Origin of the sequence: Niabella soli DSM 19437 (assembly GCF_000243115.2) — a bacterium.
Classification (GTDB): Bacteria; Bacteroidota; Bacteroidia; order Chitinophagales; family Chitinophagaceae; genus Niabella; species Niabella soli.
Genome location: NZ_CP007035.1, coordinates 4,133,043 through 4,156,688, shown reverse-complemented (window position 1 = coordinate 4,156,688; position 23,646 = coordinate 4,133,043). Strand labels below are relative to the sequence as shown.

Annotated in this window: 18 protein-coding genes; 6 read left to right on the top strand and 12 right to left on the bottom strand. The window is 45.5% G+C overall.

Features of this window, described 5'->3' with window-relative positions; all coding sequences use genetic code 11:
• Window positions 1–218 precede the first annotated feature (218 nt).
• From NIASO_RS17460 to NIASO_RS17445, 4 genes are read right to left on the bottom strand one after another with little or no spacing between them, the layout of a single operon-like run.
• Complete coding sequence (locus NIASO_RS17460) at window positions 219–3,908, bottom strand: efflux RND transporter permease subunit (RefSeq protein WP_008588132.1); 3,690 nt, start codon at window positions 3,906–3,908, stop codon at window positions 219–221.
• Window positions 3,909–3,953: 45 nt separating this feature from the next.
• Window positions 3,954–5,156, bottom strand: coding sequence for an efflux RND transporter periplasmic adaptor subunit (locus NIASO_RS17455; protein WP_008588130.1), 1,203 nt, complete (start codon window positions 5,154–5,156; stop codon window positions 3,954–3,956).
• Between the two features lie 29 nt (window positions 5,157–5,185).
• Entirely contained in the window at window positions 5,186–6,559 is a 1,374-nt protein-coding gene (locus NIASO_RS17450; RefSeq protein ID WP_008588129.1) for a TolC family protein, read from the bottom strand.
• Window positions 6,546–7,190 (bottom strand): TetR/AcrR family transcriptional regulator, encoded by a 645-nt coding sequence (locus NIASO_RS17445; protein ID WP_008588127.1) that lies wholly within the window; start codon window positions 7,188–7,190, stop codon window positions 6,546–6,548. Before NIASO_RS17445 ends, NIASO_RS17450 begins: the two co-directional genes overlap by 14 nt.
• 888 nt (window positions 7,191–8,078) lie before the next feature.
• Between NIASO_RS17445 and NIASO_RS17440 the strand changes: the two genes are divergently transcribed.
• The 6 genes from NIASO_RS17440 to NIASO_RS17415 all read left to right on the top strand — a co-directional run bounded on the left by NIASO_RS17440 (window position 8,079) and on the right by NIASO_RS17415 (window position 14,637).
• A complete protein-coding gene (locus NIASO_RS17440) occupies window positions 8,079–8,681 on the top strand; it encodes a DUF502 domain-containing protein (RefSeq protein ID WP_008588125.1) in 603 nt (200 codons plus the stop codon).
• Window positions 8,682–8,694: 13 nt separating this feature from the next.
• Window positions 8,695–9,915: a DUF1015 domain-containing protein gene (locus NIASO_RS17435; protein ID WP_008588123.1), complete on the top strand. Its 1,221-nt coding sequence runs from the start codon at window positions 8,695–8,697 to the stop codon at window positions 9,913–9,915.
• Window positions 9,916–10,238: 323 nt separating this feature from the next.
• Window positions 10,239–11,252 (top strand): tetratricopeptide repeat protein, encoded by a 1,014-nt coding sequence (locus tag NIASO_RS17430; protein ID WP_008588121.1) that lies wholly within the window; start codon window positions 10,239–10,241, stop codon window positions 11,250–11,252.
• Between the two features lie 333 nt (window positions 11,253–11,585).
• Window positions 11,586–13,364: an AMP-dependent synthetase/ligase gene (locus NIASO_RS17425; protein ID WP_008588119.1), complete on the top strand. Its 1,779-nt coding sequence runs from the start codon at window positions 11,586–11,588 to the stop codon at window positions 13,362–13,364.
• Window positions 13,365–13,438: 74 nt separating this feature from the next.
• The gene (locus NIASO_RS17420; RefSeq protein WP_008588117.1) at window positions 13,439–13,972 is read left to right on the top strand and encodes a Crp/Fnr family transcriptional regulator; all 534 of its coding nucleotides are present in this window, start codon (window positions 13,439–13,441) and stop codon (window positions 13,970–13,972) included.
• Between the two features lie 74 nt (window positions 13,973–14,046).
• A complete protein-coding gene (locus NIASO_RS17415) occupies window positions 14,047–14,637 on the top strand; it encodes an NAD(P)H-dependent oxidoreductase (protein ID WP_008588116.1) in 591 nt (196 codons plus the stop codon).
• 584 nt (window positions 14,638–15,221) lie between these two features.
• Here NIASO_RS17415 and NIASO_RS17410 read toward each other — a convergent pair.
• From NIASO_RS17410 to NIASO_RS17375, 8 genes are all read right to left on the bottom strand, one after another.
• A complete protein-coding gene (locus tag NIASO_RS17410) occupies window positions 15,222–17,852 on the bottom strand; it encodes a glycoside hydrolase family 2 protein (RefSeq protein WP_008588114.1) in 2,631 nt (876 codons plus the stop codon).
• Window positions 17,853–17,892: 40 nt separating this feature from the next.
• Entirely contained in the window at window positions 17,893–18,231 is a 339-nt protein-coding gene (locus NIASO_RS17405) for a cupin domain-containing protein (RefSeq protein ID WP_008588112.1), read from the bottom strand.
• A gap of 57 nt (window positions 18,232–18,288) precedes the next feature.
• Window positions 18,289–19,659 (bottom strand): MFS transporter, encoded by a 1,371-nt coding sequence (locus tag NIASO_RS17400; RefSeq protein ID WP_008588110.1) that lies wholly within the window; start codon window positions 19,657–19,659, stop codon window positions 18,289–18,291.
• A 6-nt stretch (window positions 19,660–19,665) separates the two neighbouring features.
• Window positions 19,666–20,328, bottom strand: coding sequence for a bifunctional 4-hydroxy-2-oxoglutarate aldolase/2-dehydro-3-deoxy-phosphogluconate aldolase (locus NIASO_RS17395; protein ID WP_008588109.1), 663 nt, complete (start codon window positions 20,326–20,328; stop codon window positions 19,666–19,668).
• A gap of 1 nt (window position 20,329) precedes the next feature.
• The gene (locus tag NIASO_RS17390) at window positions 20,330–20,782 is read right to left on the bottom strand and encodes a YhcH/YjgK/YiaL family protein (protein WP_008588107.1); all 453 of its coding nucleotides are present in this window, start codon (window positions 20,780–20,782) and stop codon (window positions 20,330–20,332) included.
• Window positions 20,783–20,827: 45 nt separating this feature from the next.
• Window positions 20,828–21,853: a sugar kinase gene (locus tag NIASO_RS17385; RefSeq protein WP_008588106.1), complete on the bottom strand. Its 1,026-nt coding sequence runs from the start codon at window positions 21,851–21,853 to the stop codon at window positions 20,828–20,830.
• Between the two features lie 101 nt (window positions 21,854–21,954).
• On the bottom strand, window positions 21,955–22,785 hold the full coding sequence (gene kduI / locus NIASO_RS17380; RefSeq protein WP_008588104.1) for a 5-dehydro-4-deoxy-D-glucuronate isomerase: 831 nt from the start codon (window positions 22,783–22,785) through the stop codon (window positions 21,955–21,957).
• Window positions 22,786–22,836: 51 nt separating this feature from the next.
• Window positions 22,837–23,589 (bottom strand): SDR family oxidoreductase, encoded by a 753-nt coding sequence (locus NIASO_RS17375; protein WP_008588102.1) that lies wholly within the window; start codon window positions 23,587–23,589, stop codon window positions 22,837–22,839.
• Between the last annotated feature and the right edge of the window lie 57 nt (window positions 23,590–23,646).

The window sequence follows — 23,646 nt, the reverse complement described above, 5'->3', positions numbered from 1 at the left end:
AATGCGGTGAGACGGTAAGCGCTGAACGATTACTTTCCGCATTCCCGGCTAATGATTCGTACGTGGCTTTGGATTATCGGCTCTATATAAAATAAAGAATGGCGGCACTGCGGCCACCATTCTTGTTATGCTTAGGTTAATGGTTGTTATCGAAAGCAATCTGTTTATGAGAATTTATCCATGATTCCCTTCAAAGGCTTTAGATGAGCCTGATTCGATTATCCCTTAGATCTCCGTTTTCTAATCCACTTGAAAAAGCTTCCTATATAGTAGATAAACAATAATATGAGAAAGGGTATCACTAATACAGCCGCAACCTGCATCACCTTTTTGTTAAAGCCATAAAATTTCTGAAGTGGCTTTAACATGGTAGTTACGGTGGCCAAATAGGCGAAAATCAATGTAAACGGAGGGATCCCCAGAAAAGAAATCCACTTCCCTCCATATTGTTTCCGCATCGGGCGTTTCAAGCGCTCAGCGATCAGGTACATGCTGGGCACCATCACCAGGGTCATGAAAAACGCAAAGGCCAAACCAAAGATGATCGTCCAGGACAGCGGCTTCCAGAACATCACATTATCCCCCCCAAAGAAGATCTTCGGATTCAGCTCGGAGAACATTGTTACAAAGTTGATATTGAATCCCACTGCCAGCGGGATCAGCGCCATGATGGCCGCCATAGCCGTTAGCAATACCGGGATGATCCGTGTTTTACCGGCCTGTATCACGGCTTCACGGGTTCTTAATCCACGGGCCCGCAACTCATCGGCAAACTCAATTACGAGGATCCCGTTCTTGATTACGATACCGGCCAGGCCAAGAATACCCACACCCGTCATTACCACTGACACGGCCATTCCGGTGAATGTAAAGCCCAACAGCACCCCAATGATACTAAATATGATCTCGGTAAGGATGATCACCGATTTGCTCATGGAGTTAAACTGGGCTACAAGGATCAATAAGATCAGCCCAAGGGCGATGAGCAATGCGTTCCCAAGGAAGGCCCCCGTTTCTGCCTGCTGTGCGCCTTCACCGGTCTGTTTGATCGTTACATCCTCTCCCGTTGGATGGAAGTTATCGATTGCCGATTTAATCTGCGCGTTCACTGCCGTAGGCGTATAGCCTTCCGATTCCAGAACGTTACTGCGCAGCGTGATCATCCGCTTTTGGTTCTTACGCTGTACGCTTCCCAATGTATTGGTATAATCCACATCCACAACGGAACTGATCGGTACGCTTTTTACCTTGCCGGTAGCCATGTCGCGGAATACCACGTTCATATTGAGCAGGTCGGTCAGGTTCTTTCTTTGCAGCTCCGTATTACGCACATAGATCTTATACTCATCTTTCCCGTTCTTTATTTTGCTGGCCTCATTTCCAAAGAGTGCGGTCCGTATCTGCATGCCGATCTGGTAAGAAGAAACCCCCTCGCTCAAAGCCCGTTCACGGTTCACTTTCAGCGCTACTTCCGGACTGGTAAGGTCCACATCCATTTTCAATTCCTCTACCCCGGGTATTTGCAAACTATCCAGGTAATTTTTCAGATTTACGGCCGTAGGAATCAGGTTATCAAATTGCTCACTCGCCACCTCAATATTGATCGGCGGGTCGGTAGGAGGTCCATTCTTTTCCTGCTCCACCGATATTTCAGCGCCGGGGATATTTTTAATGGCCTGGCGCACTTTTGTAAGGTACTGTGCTGTACCTACTCCATGCCGCTTCTCAAACTCCACAAACGACACCTGTATACGCCCCAGGTTGCTACGCGTACTGCGATCGCCGCTGTTGGGATCGGCAGCGCCAACCGCCACGTTGGCAATAACGCTTTCTACCACGTGGTTCTTTTTCCCTTTTAACGGATCCTGATCCAACGCCTGATTTACCTTGGCTTCCAGGGTGCGGGTGATTGAATCTGTGTATTTCACATCCGTTCCACTGGGCAATTTCAGGTACACATAAATAAAATTAGGATCGGAGGACGGGAAGAATACCACTTTGGTTCTTCCGGCCCCTGCCGAGGCGCCAAAGAGCATAAATGAAAAGACCAACAATCCAAAGGCGCCCAATAAAAGCCATACCGGCCGCCAGCCCTTCAATGCCCAGCGTAGCAAGGTTTCATAATGCCCCATGATCCAGGGCAAGGCCCGGTTTTGAAAATTATGGATCCAATCTTCAATAAAATAGGTGTACAAAACAGTGAGCAACGCCAAAAACAAGCTAAGGTTGCCTATAAAGAAAGCCGTGCTTCCTTTTTTGAAAAACGCCAATCCGATCAGATCAAAGAAAATACCGATGATCACCATCGTGATGAACGGCCGGGACCGGAACACGTCGGATTTCTTTTTATGTTCCGGGTTCTCTGCGTGATTCATAAAATCAACCGCAAATACCGGGTTCATTAAAAAGGCTACGATCAGGGATGCAGCTAACGTAAAGATCAGCATCAATGGCAGGTAGATCATAAACTTACCGATGATCCCCGGCCAGAATAATAGCGGGAAGAAGGGGGCCAGTGTGGTTAAGGTACCGGCCAGCACCGGAACAAATACCTCGCCTGCTGCGGCCATGGCCGAACGTTGCGAATCGAGCTTTCCTTTGGCCTCCGTAAAGATCCGGTGCGTGTTCTCAATTACCACGATGGCGTCATCCACGATGATTCCCAGGCCAAACAATAAGGCGAACAGCACCATAAAGTTCAGCGTAATATGGCCGCCAATAAACAATTCACCCAATGGCAGAAATACAAATGCCACAAACATACTCAGCGGCACGCTTAATGCCACAAAGAAGGCATTGGTTAATCCCATAAAGAACATCAGGATAATTAGCACCAGCACAAAGCCGATAACAATGGAGTTCACCAGGTCGTTAAACGAGGTTTTTGTGGAAATACTCTGGTCACCGGTAACCGTTACATTCAAATTCTGCGGGAACACCGTCTTTTTCATATCCTCGCTGATGGCCTTAACGGCGTCAACGGTTTCAATCAGGTTCTCCCCGCTTCGTTTGATAATATTTAAGGTTAGTACCGTTTTGCCATCCAGGCGGGCATAACTATCTGTTTCCTTGATAGTGTCTTTAATGTTTGCAATATTTTTCAGATAAATAGGGTTACCGGTATTATTCCGGACGATCACCTGTTCAATATCACCGGCTGTTTTAAACTGTCCTTTTAACTGCAGGTTGCGGCGCATATTCCCTACCTCCAGCAAGCCGCCGGATATATCATTGTTCTCCGCTTTTACCGCATTGGAAATATCATCAAAAGTGACGCCGGCCGCCTGCATTTTTGCATTATCGACGTTGATCTGAAATTCCCGCTCGGGCGCACCCACCAGGTCTACTCTTGTGATCTGCGACAGTTCCTCAATGCGGTCCTTCATTTTATCTGCATATTCCTTCAGCCGGATCTTATCGATATCCCCGCTCAGGTTTACATACATGATCGGCATTTCGGACATACTTACTTCCAATGCCGTAGGTTCCTGGGTAAGGTCCGTAGGCAGGTCCTGTTTGGCCTTATCGATCGCATCTTTTACTTTCTGAACGGCCACATCTACTTTTTCATCGGAACCAAATTCCACTAATATCATGGAATAATCCTGGAAGGAGCTGCTGGTAATTTTGGAAACCTTTATGCCCGTCATCCCCTTCAATTGCTTTTCGATGGGTTGGGTAACCAGGTTCTCAATATCTTTTGGGGAGTTACCGACGTAGATGGTGGATATATAAACATTCGGTATTACAATATCAGGAAAGCTTTCTTTTGGTGTGGTTACAAATTTATACACGCCAAAAAGGGAAACCATCAGGATCATCAGGTATACCGTGGTACGGTTCTTCACCGCCCAACTGGTAAGGAAGAACTCCTTAAACTTTCCAGTAAAATTTTCTAAAGCACTCATAAAGTTATTTTATTTGCCAGGCACTCGCGTGCCGCTTATTGAATTTTAATTTGAAGCCTGGGTGGTCACCACCTGCCCTTCATGCAGGCTCTGAAATCCTTCAGTGATTAACTGGTCTCCATTGGCTAAACCGGATTTTACTTCCAACTGATCGCGATACAATTCTCCAACCACCACCCGTTTTTTCCGTGCCACCAGGTTATTGCCCTCTTTAACGGCCACCAAAACAAATTTGCCCTCGTTGTCTGTTTGCAGTGTACTTACCGGAATGGTAATAGCATTGGAAGTAGCGTAATCCCGTATTTGAACTTTAGCCAACTGATTGGCGCGGATGGCGGGGTCCTGCGGCACGGTTGCTTCTACATAAAAAGAACGTGTGGTAGGATCAATCAATTTACTTACCACACTTGCCTTACCGGGAAATTCTTTATTATTCGCATCCGGCAGGGTGATCTTTAAAGGAGTGCCCAGTTTTACCCGATCGATATAGGTTTCCGGAACATTAACCACCAGTTTTAAAACACCCGTGTTTACGATAGATATCTGGGGAACGGTTCCGGCCATGCCCGCGAAAATCTCGCCTACCCGCACATTCACCTGGTCAATCGTACCGCTGATATCAGCCGTCACATTTGTAAAGCTCAGCGCTTCTTTTGCCTGCTGTATTTGTGCTTCCGCCGCACGCAACTGGCTGGTTAAAGCATCTACCTGGGATTTGGCATTTATTACATTCATTTCACTGCCAATATTATTTGCCCAAAGATTTTTGTATCGCTCGTAAGTTGTTTTCGCAAGACCCAACTGCGCTTTTACAACGCCTGACTGCTCTTCTGCAGCCACTACCGCCTGGCGTTGTACAGCATCATCCAGTTTGGCCAGCCGTTGTCCTTTGCTAACGCGATCGCCCTGCTTTACATAAAGCGCCCTTACTACGCCCGGTTGCCCTTTAGGAGCCACATAGCCGCTGTTCTTTGCATCAATTTTTCCCTGCAGATCTATATAGTGATCAAAATTGCCACTGCCAATGGTTGCCACGGATATGAACTTTGCTTTTACAGCAGAGGGTTCTAATTTTTCCAATTGTGCTTCTAATGAGGCTAATTCATCGTTCGTTTTTTTCTGCTCTCCTTTCAGCTTTTCGATCTTCGCCTTCAGGTCGCCCACTTTTCCTTTTTCCTTTCCACCACCGCAAGCGGCCAATGAAACGATTAGCATAAACGGCAGCGAATAGCGCAATACATTTTTCATAAAACTTATTTTATTGTTTAGTTTGTCGGTTATAGTTTACCTGTTGCTTTTAAGAAATCTACTTTGGCAATGATCGCATTATACAATGCAGTGTAGTAATTGGTTTGAGCAGCCTGCAATTGTACCCGTGCGTTGTCAATCTCCAACTGGCTCCCCGTTCCTGTTTCATACTTCTTTTTAGTTTGGTTGTATACTTTTTCAGCCAATTGCATGTTTTGCTTTTGGTAATCCATGTCAGTGATGGCTGATTTAAAAGTATTTACTGCAGATTCCCGCTCCTGATCAATAGTTAATTTAAGCGCATCGATCTGATTTTCCGTTTGCTGCAGTTTGATTTTTGCCTGTGCGATTCTCGCATTCGTAGCAAACCCGTTAAAAATAGGGATGTTGATATTAAGGGATAACGAGCTAACAGGATACCATTCTGCGGTGCCATTAAACATTTTAGGCATCCTGTTGGTCTGCGTCATATAATCCCAGGAGCCATTCAGCGCAACGGAAGGAATCTTACTATATTTATATCGTTGTATTTCCAACTCGTTCAGTTTTCTGCCCAATACGGCCGCCTGAAAATCTTTTCGCTGGCTATAATCAAACGCTGTAACACTTTCAATTATCCCTTCCTTTAATTTGTCATCAGTAAGCTCATCGGTAAGTACCAGCTCCTCCTTCATGGGCATCCCCATTAACATTTTTAATGCCAAATAACCATTTGCAGTGGCATTGGTTACCTGTTTTTTTTGCGATAGCAGGTTGGCCTGCGTAACGGTCAGCTTATCTATATCCACATTCTCCGCAAAACCGTTATCATACATAATTTTGGTATCGTGAATGTTCTTTTGCACAAAAGAAAGATTGCTGTCAATCAGGGCTAATTGCGTTTTGCTCACAACCAATTGGTAATAGATCTTGGCGATGTTCAGTCTTATTTGTTCAAATGTTACATCGGCCGCTTTTTCTTTATAATTGATCAATGTTTTTCTCGCCTGAAGGCCGGTAAATACTTGTCCGTCAAACAAGAGTTGCGTAAGCGTAACCCCTGCAACCCCGCTCCATGGTGCAGAAAAAAGCGCTGCCGAAACGTACGTATCTTTAGTTAAGGGCGTGCTGCTGCCTTCAAAAAAATTGGGTGAGCCTGCGGGAAGAAATATCTTGGAAATTTTTACGTTATCAGTAATGCCGGCCCGGCCGCTTATCTGCGGATAAGCGCTCCCGGTTACTTCCCGGTTTACCTGCTCCTGTAACTGGATATCCAGCAAAGCATTTTTCACCTGTGCATTATGCTGCCGGCCATACTCCAATGCCTGCTGTAAACTAAAATAATGACTGCTGTCCTGGGCGTTTGCATGGTATAGTGCAAACAGTCCTGCAGCCGCTAATACGATCAACCTAATCTTTTGCATCTGAACTGTTTTTTGGTTTACGTTTTTTATATTTTTCTATTAACTTTTGTCCTTTGATGGTGGCCATTCCGTGGAGGAAGAAATAAAACAGTTCCCGCTGCACTTCAAAAAGACCGGTGGGCACTTTGCCATAAAAATCCGGGAGAAAGGGTATGATAATACTTTCCACTCTAAAGCGCGCCATCACTTCAATATTCAGATCCTCCCGGTACAGCCCCTCTGCAATCCCCCGTTTCATATTATTGACAATGATCTGATAAATGAACTCGCCCTTATAGTTTATAAACTTTTTATAGGCCGCAGCATGGTACTTCTTCAGATCATTCATCAGCACCGGGTTCATGCTCCGGAACAATTGCGAGGTTTGATCAATAGCCAGAAACCCTTCATGAATGGCATTATCAGCAATGGCTATCACCGACTCACATTCCCGGCAATTATCAAGCAGTACGTTTTCAATCGCATCGCTCACCAGGTCGTCCTTATCTGTATAATACTGGTAGATGGTTTTTTTACTGCTGCCCACAGCCCCCGCAATGTCGTCCATACTAACACTGCGGGTACCGTATTGAAAAAACAGTTGGAGGGCCTGTTCCCGTATCCGTAATTTATGCTCGCTTATTTCTTCCATTTGCGCGGCGAAACTATGGAAACTTTTAGCACAATCAAAGTTTCCTGAGTGGAATTTTCAAAAAACTTAACCGAAGTTATCCCGATCCTTCCTGACGCCCCCATCGATACCGGTGAACGGCATAATTTTGCCGGTGAAAGCCGGGTATTTACTTTTTTATGTATTTCGTGCGAGATGGGGTATAAAGCGCACTGATTCCACGCAAAAGTGCTAAGGGTTTCTCGCAGCGACGCAAGGGAGCAACGGCGCAGCGGGGGCTTTCAAAAATCTGTGTAAACCTGAGCAATTTTGTGAGTTGCTTAGTTTTTATGATAAACCGGTATCAAAATTATCATAATGGACTTATGGATTCTCCTTCATTGTGATCAAAGCAAGTGGGGTGCTCGTTAGCTAAGAGCAATAGCAGGCCTGGGGTTGCTTTCGAAATGGGTCGTGCCGATGGCACTCAATCCCCTATATTTGGCTCATTACTTCGGAATAAATTCCGAAGTAACCTGAAGAACGCAAGCCTCTGGCTTTCTGTCACATTGAGCATATGATTAAACTAGTTGAAACCTCCAGTCAGTAAACGTCGAAGAGGCGTAGCCTCGGTTTAATGGGTTAACAAGGAACTTTAGTTTCTTGTTAAAAGCGCGCAACTAAAAGTAGAGAGCCATCGGCTCGGCCTATAAGTTGATCCTGCAGCGATACCCCATCCGTCAATCAGCATCACAAGTATTTTAATAAAATTGACACCGGTTTATTATTAGCAGCAGCGACGCAACGGAGCAACGACGCAGCGGGGGCTTTCAAAAATCTGTGTAAATCTGAGCAATCTGTGAGAACCCGGGAATATCCTAATACCTGAAAACCCGGTTTGCAAGTAAAACCATTTATTTTTGTTCCACTATGGCATCAATTGAAAACAGCGACGACGATGGTTTCGTAAAAAAGCTTTTCCGTTATTTTATACAGGGGCTTATTATACTGGCGCCCATCGCCCTCACTATTTACATCCTGTACCTGTTTTTTAACTGGGTGGATAATTTCCTGCGGCCTTTTATCGGCATTCCCGGTCTGGGCTTTATTATTATTATTGCCTTTATCTTTTTTATCGGATGGGTCAGCAGCTCCATCATAATGGAGGCCCTGCTCAATTTTCTGGATCACTGGCTGGAGCGTACCCCCGGCATTAAGATCCTTTACACTTCGGCTAAAGATTTTTTCCGCGCCTTTGCCGGCGATAAGAAAAAATTTACGCAACCGGTACTGGCCAATATATTTGGGAGCGATGTGTGGGTGTTGGGATTTGTTACCGACGAAATGATGGAGAAGTTTCATTTAGGCGATGATATGATCGGCGTTTATGTGCCCCATTCTTACGCTTTTTCGGGTCAGTTATATATTTTACCCAGAGCAAAAGTAAAAATCATAGACAATATCAGTGCCGGCGACGCCATGAAATACACCGTTACCGGCGGTGTTGTGGAGATGGATACAAAGAAAGCATAACTACAATTGAATTATGATAACGATCAAACCGTTTTCGGCCCTGCGGCCAGACAAAGCAATTGCCGCTCAGCTTGCTTCACCCCCCTATGATGTTTTAAGCAGCGGGGAAGCGAGGGCTTTGGCAAAAAACAACCCGGTCTCATTTCTGCACATTACGAAAGCGGAAATAGACCTGCCCGCAGACACGCCGGTGCACAGCAAAGCAGTTTATGAAAAAGCCAGGGAAAACCTGGATGCTTTTATCAAACAGGGACGCCTTTTCCAGGAAGCGCAACCTTGCTATTATATTTACCGGCTGACCTGGAACGGCAGAAGCCAAACAGGTCTGGTGGCAGCCTCCTCTGTGGCCGACTATGAAAACGGGCTGATCAAAAAACATGAATTTACCCGGCCGGAAAAGGAACAGGACCGCATTGATCATATGCGAACGATCGGGGCGCAAACCGGCAAGGTGTTCCTGGCTTATAAGAATGTAGCGGCGCTGGATCTATTGGTCAGCGATTGGAAAACCAACCACCAGCCGGCGTATGATTTTACCGCAACAGACGGTGTGCAACATACGGTTTGGGTTGTTAACGCCGCGGAAATTATAACTACTATTACCCGCCTGTTTAAAGACAAGGTTCCCGCCACCTATATTGCAGACGGCCATCATCGCGCAGCTTCTGCGGCCAAAGTAAGCAAAGCGCTGCCGGATCATCCTGAAGCAGCTTTTTTTCTCACCGTCATTTTTCCTGCAAGTGAACTTGCCATTATGGATTATAACCGTGTGGTGAAAGATCTGAACGGCTATGCTGCAGCAACATTCATAAAAGCTTTACAGGAAGACTTTGAAGTTGCCGCCAGTGCTGTTGCTGTTACCCCCGAAGCACCGCACGAATTTGGCATGTACCTGGAAGGGAACTGGTACACGCTTAAAAGCCGCGGCGGCAGTTATTCCGAAGATCCGGTGGGTGTGTTAGATGTATCGATCCTTTCCGAAAATATACTGAAAAAGCTATTGGCTATTCAAGACCAGCGAACAGATACACGTATTGACTTTGTGGGTGGCATCCGGGGAATGGGGGAACTGGAACGGCGGGTAAACAACGGTGAAATGCAGGTCGCTTTTAGCCTGTATCCAGTAAGCATTCAGCAACTATTTGCCATTGCTGACAGGGGCGCCGTAATGCCACCAAAAAGCACCTGGTTTGAACCCAAATTAAGGGACGGGTTATTGACGCATTTGTTTTGAGTTATGACGGCCCGGAATCCGGAAGACGGAAAGGCTTGTTTTGCAAGCCGGCCTCAGTGTTAATGCGCTTTATGTTCCTGTTATCTGTCAACCCTATCTTATGTGGTTAAAAACTTCAAAATTCAATCATACTGCAGCACTGAACAACGAAATTAATGCCCCCGGCCGCCCGGTAATTTTTTGTTATAAAAAATAAAAATCGTTATGCTACCACCCTTTATTTTAATTTTGCGTCCTTTAAACAACTGTTCGGCTCACTTTTTGCTTAACAGCTCATATATTGTCAGAATAAATTGGTAATCAGTTACTTAAAATTACACTAGATGAAACAAGTATTTACTGCGGTCCTTTTTCTAATGGGATCCGTTATAGCTTTTGGCCAGGAAGATGTGGCAACCGTACGTGAAAATGCCCGAAAATTTATGATGTCCGGGGATATGGACAATGCCATTATGGTATTAAATAAAGCGGTACAAACCGATCAAAACAACACCGACCTTCAAAAAGACCTGGCGCTTGCTTATTATTACAAGAAAGATTATGCCAAGGGATTGGAAGTAATAAAACCGGTACTGAATTCGGATAGCGCGGATGTAGCAGTCTATCAGCTAGCCGGAACCCTTTATCGCGGAACAGAAAATGCCAAAGAAGCCGAAAAGGTTTACAAAGCCGGGATCTCCAAATTTCCGAAGGCGGGTCCGCTTTATAGTGAATACGGCGAGGTACTGGATGCGATGAAGAACGGGTCGGCTGCCATTTCCCAATGGGAAAAAGGGATGGAGATTGCTCCCTCTTACGCCGACAATTATTATAACGCGTCCATTTACTATTACAAACAACCGGAAGGAAAACTTTGGGCGGCATTATATGGCGAGATTTATGCGAATATGCAAAGCCTTAATCCCAAATCCAATAGTATCAAACAGATGGTGCTGGATTCTTATAAACAGCTATTCAGTTCTGATCTGTCGCAAGCGGCTTCGCGTGAAAAAAACCCGTTTGCCAAGGCGGTTTTGGAAACCTTTGCCCGGCAATCCGGTATCAGCGCCCAGGGGTTAACACCCGAAACGCTGGCTATGATCCGCACCCGGTTTGTATTGGACTGGATGAACAATTTTGCGAAACAATATCCTTTCCGTTTATTTGAAATGCATCAACAACTGATGAAGGACGGCATCTTCGATTCGTATAATCAATGGATGTTTGGACCCGTTGCCAGTCAACCCAACTTTGAAGCATGGGCTGCAGCACATAAGGATGAATACGACAAGTTCACCGCCTTTCATACCTCGCGTATATTTAAGATGCCTGCGGGCCAGGTATATTCCAATAAATAGGGCGGCCTAATCAATGTCGTCTCTGGCGCAAAGTACTGAGCGCGTTTTTCAATAATAACCCTTGCATTTATCAATTTTTTGAACCACTTCTATCCCGAAGTGGTTTTTTATTTTAAAGTTCTTTAAAAAGCCTCACATCGAAAGTTTTTTGAACCATTAAGAATTAAGCTCTTTAAGAAAACGCCTTTACCCTTAACGCCCGACCGACCGGAATGCCGGTACAGGGTTTTTCGTTCGCTACTGTGCGGGGCAGCTTTTGGTTAAAAACAAGTTTAGAAAGTTCTTAAGAGATATTTTGCTTATATTGTTTATAGAATCATTAAATGAATAACAATGACGTTTCCTGCTTTCCGTTTATTTGACGCTATTGAGAACCAACTTCAGCAATTTCCGAAACCGAATATGCTCAATGCCAAAATAAACGGACAATGGCGGGCCTATTCAACGGCGGAGGTGAGCATCGTTGTAGATCAACTGTCTTCAGGCCTGATCAAAAAAGGAGTTTCAGGAAATGATCTGTCAACCGAGGGTAGCGATAAGATCGCTATCATCAGCCAAAACAGACCTGAATGGATCTTTACTGACCTGGCAGTGCAGCAGACAGGCGCCATTTTGATTCCCATTTATCCCACAACCAACCCGCTTGAACTGGAGTTTATTTTAAATGAATCCCGTGCGAAATTTATTTTTGTAAGCAATAAAGAGCTCCTGGAGAAAGTGCGGTCTGTAAAAAATGATTTTCTCCAGGGTATTTACACGTTTGACCCTATTGATGGTGCCACGCATTATTCGGAATTGATAGCGCCACTCAGCGAAACGGAGCAACAGGAACTGACCGCCATAAAACAAACTATCACGCCAACGCATACGGCCACCATCATCTACACCTCTGGTACTACCGGCACACCCAAAGGAGTGATGCTGAGCCACGCTAATATTATCAGTAATATATTTTTTTCAAAAGAAAGTTTTCCTTTTCCGGATCAACCCCAAACAAAGGCCCTGAGCTTTCTGCCGCTTAACCACATTTTTGAAAAGACGGTTACTTATATCTATCTGTTTAGCGGTATTGGTATTTATTACGCAGAAAGTATGGATACCATCGCCGACAATTTGAGAGAAGTGCAACCCGATGGTTTTGCTACCGTACCGCGTTTGCTGGAAAAAGTGTATGAAAAAATAATGACCAAGGGCAAAGAATTACGGGGCATAAAAAGAGCATTGTTTTATTGGAGCGTGAACCTGGGTACCCAATATGATAACCGTGTGAACAAGAGCTGGCTGTATAATAAAAAGCTGAGCATCGCCCGCAGGCTGGTGTTCAGCAAATGGCGCGCAGCGCTGGGCGGCAATGTCCAGTTTATTATCACCGGTGGCGCTGCGGCGCCCGAAAAAATATTGCGCATTTTTAATGCGGCGGGTATTCCCGTTTTTGAAGGATACGGTCCTACCGAGCATAGCCCGGTGATTTGTATTAACCGGAAGGCAGACAATTATATAGGCACGGTGGGGCCCGCTATTGAGGGTATAGAAACCATGATCGCCGAAGATGGTGAAATACTGGTAAAAAGTCCCTGTGTAATGCAAGGCTATTATAAGCGCCCGGAGCTTACGGCTGAAGTAATACGGGATGGGTGGCTGTGCACCGGCGATATCGGAGAATGGATTGAAGGCCGGTACCTGAAAATCACCGATCGGAAAAAAGAATTGTTGAAAACCAGTGGCGGAAAGTATGTAGCCCCGCAGCCGATAGAGAACAAAATGAAGGAAAGCAAATTTATTGAACAGATCATGGTCATTGGCAATGATAAAAAATTTGTAAGCGCCCTGATCGTCCCTTCCTTTCCGGCAGTAATGGACTGGATGCGGGAGCAAAAGCTTGATATCGGCACCAAGGAGGAAATCGTAAAAAATGATCAGGTACACGCGTTGTTCCGGTCGGTGATCGATTATCATAATACCGGCTTTAACCATGTGGAACAAATAAAGAAATTTCATTTGTTACCGGATGAATGGCGCGTAGAAACCGGGGAAATGACACCCAAGCTCAGTTTGAAACGAAAAGTAATCCTGGAAAAATTCAGGAAAGAAATTGATGAGTTATACGATTAATTGGCTTCCGCCGGGTTCCTGCAGCATAAGAATATGCCCGTTTTAGCCTGTCAGCAATCCTTAAATTTTTTTCTATGAACAAAGCCATCAATGGTGCGTGGGAGCCGTTCCGTCATCTTTTTAAGCGGCGGGAGATCCCGGCAAAAACCCTGCTATTGCGGGAAGGTCAGCTCTCAAAAACAGCCTACTACATTGAAAAGGGTTGTTTGCGGTTATGGTTTAACAATAATGGCAAGGATGTTACCTTCCAATTTTTCTTTGAAGGAGCAGGTGTTTCTTCTGTAGAAAGCTTCCGGACCAATCAACCCAGCCTGTTTAACCTGGAAAGCATTGAGCCTTCTGTCATCCACAGTATATCAAAAAAGGATTTTCAATTTATTTTAGACAATTCTTCCGTGTTAAGGAATGAAGTGCAGGAGCATACCTTTCTCCGATTGATTTTTTACCAGCAGTTGTTTCTTTCGCGCATTAAAGACAATCCTCAAAAACGCTACGAAGAACTGATCCGACAGCAGCCGGAGATCCTGCAGCGTGTTCCGCAGCATTATATTGCCTCCTACCTGGGCATCACGCCCGTATCGCTTAGCAGGATCCGCAACCGGCGCTGAAGCATTTCTTTACAATTGTTATCGTATGGCCGTTCCGGCCTGCGCACCTTTGTGCTTATTAAAAAAATACAAGTATGCACGCAGCCATTATTTTCAACCACCCTTATGAAGGCAGTTATTGCAACGCCGTTCTGAAAGCAGTTATAAAAGGACTGGCCCGCGCCCAATGCACAACCGACCTGATCCACCTGGATAAGGAAGGGTTTAACCCTGTTATGACGGCAGACGACCTTCGGGCATTTAAACAGCGGCAGCCTGTTGACTCCCAGGTCATCGGATACAAAAAAAGGCTGGACCAGGCAGATCATCTGATCTTTATCTTTCCGATATGGTGGGAGCTGATGCCTGCCTTGACAAAAGGGTTTATTGACAAAGTCATTTTCCCGGGAGTGGCTTATGAATATAGTGCAGGCGGCTACCGGATGCTTCCGCTTTTCAAAAAAATAAAAAGCGTTACGGTGATTACTACCATGAATACGCCCGGCTTATTATACCGGCTCGTTTTCGGAAATGCCATCCGCAAAGCCGTCATTACCGGTACCTTTTGGAAAATGGGGTATAAAAACAGGAAGTGGATCAACTTAAGCATGGTAAAATCCACTTCTGATAAGAAAAGAAAACAATGGCTGATCCAACTGGAAAAGCGCTTTTCCGTTTTAAATTAATAATGAACCGGCATCAAAATTATCATAATAAGCTTAGGCGTCCCGCTCCCATTGCTATCAATTGGGCATGGTGGCAGACAATTGAGAAAAGAGGCAGGGTTCCTGCAGCCCGGCATTATTTTCAAATTCAAATGGGGCGTGCCGATGGTACTTAATTCTCGGCTCAGCTCTTCAATCCGGAATAAATTCCGGATTGAAGAGCTGATGAACAAGCCCCTGACTTTCCGTGGCGCAAGGAATGTCATTGTACCGGATCAGAACTCACCCAACCCACGAACATACAAGAGGCGTAGCCTCGGTTTAATAGGTTAACAAGGGACTTCAGTTCCTTGTTAACCTGTGCGTAAGCAGAACCAGAGAGCCACAGGCCCGTCCGACCGGTTTATCCGGGCGGGCCCGGCTTATAAATCGTTCCGGCAATACTATCCTTTGCAATCAACATGCCCGTGGGTATTTAATAAAATGGATGGCGGGTTATTATAATATGCGTTTCTGGAGTTTTTAGAATTGACAAACAGACTGAATAAAAAGATGGTGAAATAACATAGTAATACGTTTTTTTTAATGTCGAGCAGGTGCTACCATCAGTTTATACTGATCAACTGCTCCTTTACATTCCATCCCGCTACGGATACCGCTACTGCTTGGGGGCCTTTCGGATAATCAATATGAATCAGCTTCCGGGCGCCCGGCAACACCGTTACATAATTATCGCTATAAAACGAAGGCAGTAACCGCTTACCCGTTTTGGGATCAACAACTGAAAGCCGATTGAAAAAAGCCAGGGGCGCGTTCTCAGGATTTTGAAGCTGTACCTCAAGCTTACCCGCTCCGGCTTTCTTACACTGAATATTTAAGGGCGCCGCAGGCATTTTATTAAGCCCGGAGTAGTTACCACTCTGGTCAGGCAGCCAGTAGGTGTTCTCATCAATAATCGTCTTGCTCATATCCAGCAACTGAATCGTCAGGAACATTCCCTCATTTTTACCCATTGCTTTAATGGCTGCTTTTACAGATAGGATCCGTTTTGTATTTTGCGGAATGGCCTCGCAAAAGACCTGTGTGATCAAATGTTCTTTTCCCTCCATGCTGAATGCTTTTACCACCAGCATCAGGTTATCTTTTTTCTCCCAGGTATTATTGGCGATGTAAATGGAGCTATCGCCAAAGCTGAACATACCGTGCAGCGGCTGGTTCGCGGTATGCAATCCATACAGGCAGGCATTGGGATCCAGGTAATAATCATACATCTGCCCCCGCAAGGCCGTCCAGGGGTTTTGTGTTTTCCAGATGATGAGACCGGTATACCAATCCCACTGATGACCGATAAACCCTTCCATCAGCGTGCGGTACTGATCATAATTGACCAACTGCGCTTTATTGGCAAAATCTTCCAGGTTTTTTGGCGCGCCATAGGCTTCAATAAATTTGCCATAGCCAATGTATTTATGATAGGTCCATACCGAATCATTTACGGTTTCCGATCCTGTTTTTTCGGAAGGTATCACGAGGTTGTTCTCAGGAATAAATCTTTTTAAAGAAGCAAAATCACCCATTCCCACAGAGCCGATTTCGGAATTAAACGGCCAGGTGCGATAGTTCCAGAAATAAGGCAGCGTCTGTATCCCGTAAGGTCCGTCGCCATTATTGCCGATGGCGTTGTACGACATGCTGTCGGAGTTGGAGTAATCGATAAACCAGCGGGTGCCGTCCAGTTTGGGCATTAAAGAATCCTTCAACGCATGAAAAAGATCCGGAGCCAGCACTATTTCATTGCCTCCGCACCAAATGGCCAGTGAAGGATGATTGCGGATCATCCTGATCATGTCCGCTGCGGATTCAATAAACAGCGAATGATCATCGGGGTAATTACGCCGTGTCCATTGGTCCTCCAGTTTTTTGGGGTCCATCCAACGGCCATTACAATCACCCGAGCCCCAAAAGTCCTGCATTACCAAAAAGCCATAGCGATCACAGGCTTCATAAAACTCCGGGCGTTCGGTTAAGGCGCCGCCCCAAACCCGGATCAGGTTCAGCCCCATATCCCGGTGCAACCGGATCTCGGCATCGTATCGCTCCTTACTAAACCGCAGCAGTTCGTCGGATACGATCCAGTTGCCTCCTCTTATAAAAACCGGCTGACCATTTACCCGCACTTCCATACTGCGTGTGTGATTGTTCCATATATTCTTCACTTCCCGGATACCCACTGCTACATTGCGGCTATCTGAAATTTCATTATTGGATTTGATAAATGAAAAAGCTGCCGGATAAAGATTTTGAGGGCCATATGTATTCGGCCACCAGAGTCTGGGATTTTTAATTTCGATCACCGGAAGCTGCATTTCCTTTTTTTCAAAGGGCTTTAAGGTAACGCGCTGACGCACCTGCTGATGATTGATCTCATATTTTAAAATGCCGGAAACGGTTGCAGCGCTGGCATTTTCAAGGGTGGCACTCGTATGTATGAAGGCGGGAGCCTGCGCGCCTGCCGGCTTCCGGATGCCGGGTACTTCTGTTCTTACAAAAGGATCGACAATAATAACTGCCTTTGTTTTCTCAATGGTTACCTTATCCCAGATACCGGTATTCCGGTCACGGACGGGCTGGATCCAATCCCACCCGGCAACATATTGATGCGTTACATTTTTGGCAATCGTGCCATCACCTCCCTGGCCCCCATTAGGATTGCCCACAGCATCCGGCGGATATACGATCACGGCCAGGCGGTTGTTCCCGGATTTATTTAAAAGCCTTGTGATATTATAACGCTGCCGCAGGAACATGCCTTTAAAGGTTTGCTTGTTTACTTTTTTTCCATTGAGGTAAATTTCACAACTATAATTGATCCCCCGGAAATTCAACCACACCTGTCCGTCACCAGAAGGAATCGCTTCCTTAAAATCTTTACAGAACCAATAAGTATACCGGGCCTTCCCTACATTATAGATATCCGGAATTTTATTATTGTTCATCCCGTAAAAAGGGTCGGGGATCTTTTTGTTTTCCAGCAAAGTGGTGAGCACCGTTCCCGGAACAACAGCAGGCATCCAGGAATCGATAGCGTAGGAGTTTTGAGATAGTTGTTCGGGTGTTGCAGCAAGTTCGGAGGCTTGATAACATTTCCATCCGCTATTTAATTCATATACATCCTGGCCCGTTCCATAATAACCAATCAGGCAGGCAAGGTAAAGCAGTAAAAAACGCTGTTTCATTACAGCAAATTAAAACAAAACGGTCGTCCGGTAAAATATTCTAGGAGGTCAAAAAGTCCTCCCGGATGGGACTGAACGCATCAATTAAAACACCGGCTTCCATACAAACCACGCCGTGCAGGGCATTGGCGGGAATACGGAATACATCGCCCTTTGAAAGCAACTGTTTCTGCCCGTCAATTTCCACTTCAAAACGCCCACTTTCAATAAAGGTCATCTGGGTGTGGATGTGCTGATGTACCGTTCCGATACTCCCCTTTTCAAATGCTACTTTCACGATCATAATGCGTTCATCCCAGGTCATTATTTTTCTTTTCACGCCTTCGCCTAAATCGGTCCATTCTATTAATGCGTCGTTACAAAAAACAGGTTGTGTCATAATAAGTATTAAAAAAGATCCCGGCAGGTACCGGGATAAATTAATTTCAAATTCGTATTACAAATCAGTAATGGGCTTATACTTTGGCACCAGCGCTTTCATAATGACCCAGGCTATCAGATAAGCCAATGCACAAAAGGTAAACAGGATAGAGTATCCGGTTTCTATATGACCCAGCGCATGGTAGTAATCAAATAATTTTCCGGCTATTAGCGAAATCAACACGCCGCCCATGCCACCAGCCATACCGCCAATGCCGGTAACGGATGCCACGCTTTTTTTAGGGAACATATCAGAAACCGTAGTAAAGATATTGGCGCTCCAGGCCTGGTGCGCTGAAGCTCCGATGCCGATCAGCAATACCGGCATCCAGTAGCTGCCCATATGCCCCAGGGGTTGCGCCAGCAATACCACTAATGGGAAGACCGCAATGAGCAACATCGCCTTCATACGGCCATCATAGGCCTGATATCCTTTGCGTATAAAATACACCGGGAACCATCCGCCCCCTATGCTGCCTACCATAGTCATGCTGTACAGAACAAACAGCGGCAATGCCAGTTCGGTGCCTTTAATATTATACTGCGCTTCCAGGTATTTAGGCAACCAGAATAAATAAAACCACCATACCCCGTCTGTAAGAAATTTGCCCACGGCGAAAGACCAGGTTTGCTTGTATCCCAGCAATTTAAACCAGGGAACTTTGGTTGCTTCCTGCGAACTTTCGTTCTGGTCTACTTTTACGTCTTCATCACTTTGGATATAGGCCAGTTCTTCCGGAGAAAGTCTTTTTTGCTTTGCCGGCGTATCATAAAAATAAAACCAAAAAAGTAACCAGATAAAGCCGATTGCACCGATAAATAAGAAAGCAGTGTACCAACCCCAGTTCTTTGCAATCCAGGGCACCGTCAACGGCGCTAAAATAGCACCCACATTGGAGCCGGAATTAAAAATACCGGTAGCCAGGGAACGCTCCTTCTTTGGAAAGTATTCTGCGGTGGCTTTAATAGCGGCGGGAAAGTTACCGGACTCCCCGAATCCTAATACGGCACGTGCGGCCATAAAACCAATGATCGATACTGGTACCGCAGCCAGGCCTGCCCATCCCAGCATCGATTGCAACCCTGTACCAACATTTATAGATTCCGCATGCATAATAGCGCCGATAGACCATATGATCAGCGCCCATGCATAGCCCCATTTTGTGCCGAGTTTATCCACCAGCCTTCCCGCAAACAGCATTGAAATAGCATATACAAACTGGAAAACCGCTGTAATATCTCCATAATCACTGTTGGACCATCCAAACTCATGCGATAGCTGTGGCGCTAATAAACTTAACACCTGCCGGTCCAAATAATTTACTGTTGTCGCAAAAAACAATAAGGCGCAAATGGTCCACCTGTATTTTCCTATGGCTTGCTGCATTTTTTATTAATTATTTTTGATTTCGTGAATCGTTTTCAAAACAGCACTGGTAGCGGTTTCAATAGCCCCATAATTTTTATCTGCCATCAATTGCTTACTAACCAGTTTGCTTCCCATTCCCACGGCGCATACTCCTGCTTTAAACCAACTTTCAATACTTTCCTTTGTAGTATCAACACCGCCTGTTGGCATAAATAACAGTTTAGGGAAAATATCTTTAATAGTGGTCAGGTATTTTGGCCCCAGCATATCGCCGGGAAACAGTTTAATGAATTTAACGCCTGCATTTTCAGCGGCGATTATTTCAGAAGGGGTCATGCAACCTGGTGCATAAAAAATATTTTTTTCTATGGCAAAGGCTGCAATTTCCGGAACAAATCCCGGGCTTACAAAAAAATCCGCACCAGCGTTAAAATAATTGTCGGCATCCTGGCGGTTTTTAACCGTTCCGATACCCAGCAATAACCCTTTCATTTCGCTATTGCGGACTTCTACCAGCCTTTTAAAATTTGAAAAAGCAGCTTCGCCCCTGTTGGTATATTCAACCGCTTTTACGCCTGCTTTATATAAAGCGCGCAATACCTCCACGCTTACGGTTTCATCAGCGTTAAAATACAGGGGCAACATCCCCTGTTCAATAATCGTATCTATTGTTTGTTGTACAGCCATCTTATAAAGCTATTTTCATTACTAATTTTTTAATGATCCCATCGCCAATCATAGGCGCGTGCACATCCTCGGGAAAGAAGATGACAAACTGCCCCGGATGCAGTGTAAAATATAGATCCGGCATCTCTTTAAAAAACTGCACATCCTTTTCAGGGTTATAATCACCGTTGGGTGTTTTGCAATCGGGACGGGGCTTCCAGCCCATCTGTTCGGTGCCGCTGATCACATACTGGATATCAATAAACCGGTTGTGGCATTCAAACTTTTCCAGGGCTGTTTCCTGCTTTTTGCCGGGCGCTTCGGATATAATTGCTTTGATCGTATTTTCCTCTACGCTGTAAGTGCCGGCTGCCGTGTTTAAAAGGTCTGTCTGACGCATATAGTCCAACGCCTTTTTAAACAAGGGGTGCAGGCTTTCGTAGCGGGCTGCGTTATGTAAAGTATCTATTACCATGGGGAATGTAAAATGTAAAATAAGGAATGTGGAATTTAAGATTCGTTAGCGTTGTACGCGTCCGCTGGCATCCCCTTTCATCAGTCCTTTTACATCGCTTAAAGTGGCATGATTTAAATCGCCGGGTATGGTATGCTTTAATGCAGAGGCCGCTACACCGAATTCTGCGGCGTCCGCCATGCTCATACCGGTAACCAGGCCATAAATCAACCCGCTGGCAAAGCTGTCGCCACTGCCTACACGGTCTACAATACGCACATTATATTTTTTGGTATGGTAGAACTCGGAACCATCCGATACCAGGGCGCTCCAGCCATTATCACTGGCGCTATAACTTTCGCGTAAAGAAGAGGCGATGTATTTAAAATTGAATTTTTCTTTCATCTGCCGGATCACATCTTTATACCCTTCCAGGTTCAGTTCTCCTTTGGTGATATCCGTATCTTTTGCCTTAAAACCCAATGTGGTTTCCGCATCTTCTTCGTTCCCGATGCATACGTCTACATATTTACACAGCTCGCTCATCACTTCGCGGGCTTTTTCCTTGCTCCATAATTTTTTACGGTAGTTCAGATCGATGCTGGTGGTAATCCCCTTCGCCTTTGCCGCTTTCAACGCTGCTTCGGTTAATGCGGCTGCTTTATCACTCAGCGCTGGTGTAATACCGGTAGTATGAAACCAATCTGCCCCTTCCAGTATTTTATCAAAATCAAATTCACCGGCATCCGCTTCCGCAATGGCCGCACCTGCGCGGTCGTAGATCACCTGTGAAGCGCGCATGGAAGCACCGGTTTCCAGGAAGTAGATCCCCAAACGTTCGCCGCCGCGTGCTACAAAATCGGTATTTACGCCATAGCGTCTTAAATGATTGATGGCGGCCTGGCCAATTGCATTGTCCGGTACTTTTGAAACAAACGATCCGTTCAACCCATAATTGCAAAGCGCCACCGCCACGTTCGCTTCTCCGCCACCATAGGTAACATCAAAAGAGTCGGCCTGAACAAAACGTTCAAAGCCGGGAGTAGACAGGCGTAACATTATTTCTCCGAGTGTAACAATCTTTTTAGACATTTAATTAATTTGAAAATTCGATAATTTGAAAATTTGAAAATCAATAGTTCTTGAATCAATGGTTTTTCATTCACCATTGACTATTCACCATTGACTATTGACTATTGCAATGTTGGTACCGGCGCGGGATCCATATCCGTATACTGCTTATTCTCTCCTGCCATACCCCAGATAAATCCATAGTTGGAGGTGCCGCAACCGAAGTGCATGCTCCAGGGCGGAGAAATAACCGCTTCGTTATTCTTCATGATAATATGGCGCGTTTGCTGCGGTTCACCCATCATGTGAAACAGGCGCTGGTCTTCCGGCAAGTCAAAATAATAATAAATTTCCGTTCTACGGGTATGAGTATGCGGCGGCACAGAATTCCATACGCAACCTGTTTCCAAAACGGTAAGTCCCATCACCAACTGGCAGCTCTGGACTCCATCTTCGTGAATATACTTATATATGGTTCTTTTGTTCGATGTTGTAATATCGCCCAGGCTCACCGGCGTTGCCTGCTCCTTGGTATATTTTGTAGTGGGATATTCTTTATGAGCCGGCGCGGATAAAATATAAAACAACGCGGGAGCTTTTTTCCCGGCGCTGCTAAAGCTTACTTTTTTTGCACCCCGTCCTATATACAGGCAATCTTTTTTACCCAGGGCATATTTTTTACCATCAACCGTTATAACGCCATTGCCCCCCACATTGATCACCCCCATTTCCCTGCGCTGCAGGAAAAATTCCGACTTTAATTCCTCTTCATTTTTTAATACAACTGCCTTTGCAACGGGTTTTACGCCTCCCACGATCAGGCGGTCGTAAATGCTGTACACTAATGTCAGTTTATCCTGTTGCATCAGGTTCTCTACTAAAAAACTTTCGCGCAACTGTTCCGTGGTCATTGTTTTTGTTTCCGCCGGACTGTGCTCATAACGTAGTTCCATTTCTTATTTCTAATTTATTATTTCTAATTCTTTATGCTACATTTTACATTCCTACCGCCCCATCCATCCACCGTCCACCGTCAGGATCGTTCCGTGCACATAACTGCCGGCATCCGATGCCAAAAACACAGCGGGACCCGCAAAATCTTCCGGGGTGCCCCAGCGGGCTGCCGGAATGCGGTCCAGGATCGATTTGCTACGGTCGGGATCATCCCGCAGGGCCTGCGTATTGTCCGTAGCAATGTACCCCGGAGCAATGCCGTTCACATTTACCCCTTTTGATGCCCATTCATTGGCCAACGCCTTTACCAGGCTGCTCAACGCACCCTTGCTGGCTGCATAGCCGGGTACATTAATACCGCCCTGGAAACTTAACAGGGAGCAGGTAAAAATGATCTTGCCCGACCCATTGCCAATCATGTGCCTGCCCAATTCCCGCGCTAAAATAAAAGGCGTATCCAGGTTAATGGAAAGCACGCTATCCCAATATGCATCGGGGTGCTCGGCCGCCGGTTTCCGCATAATGGTACCCGCGTTATTGATCAGGATATCGATCCGTTCATTTTCCGCCAGTACCTGCTTTATAAAAGCATATACATTTTCCCGGTCCGAAGCGTCCATTTTATAGTATTTAAAATTTCTGCCCAGTTTTTTTACTTCGGTTTCAATTTCAGAACCCGCTTCTACACTGCGTGCCGCTACGATAATATCTGCACCTGCCCGGGCCAGTCCCAGCGCCATTCCCTTTCCAATCCCTTTGTTGCCGCCGGTAACCAAAGCCGTTTTTCCTGTAAGATCAAACATCCTTTCTTTTATTTATAGTTCATTGTTTATAGTTCATGGTTCATAGCCCATGAACTA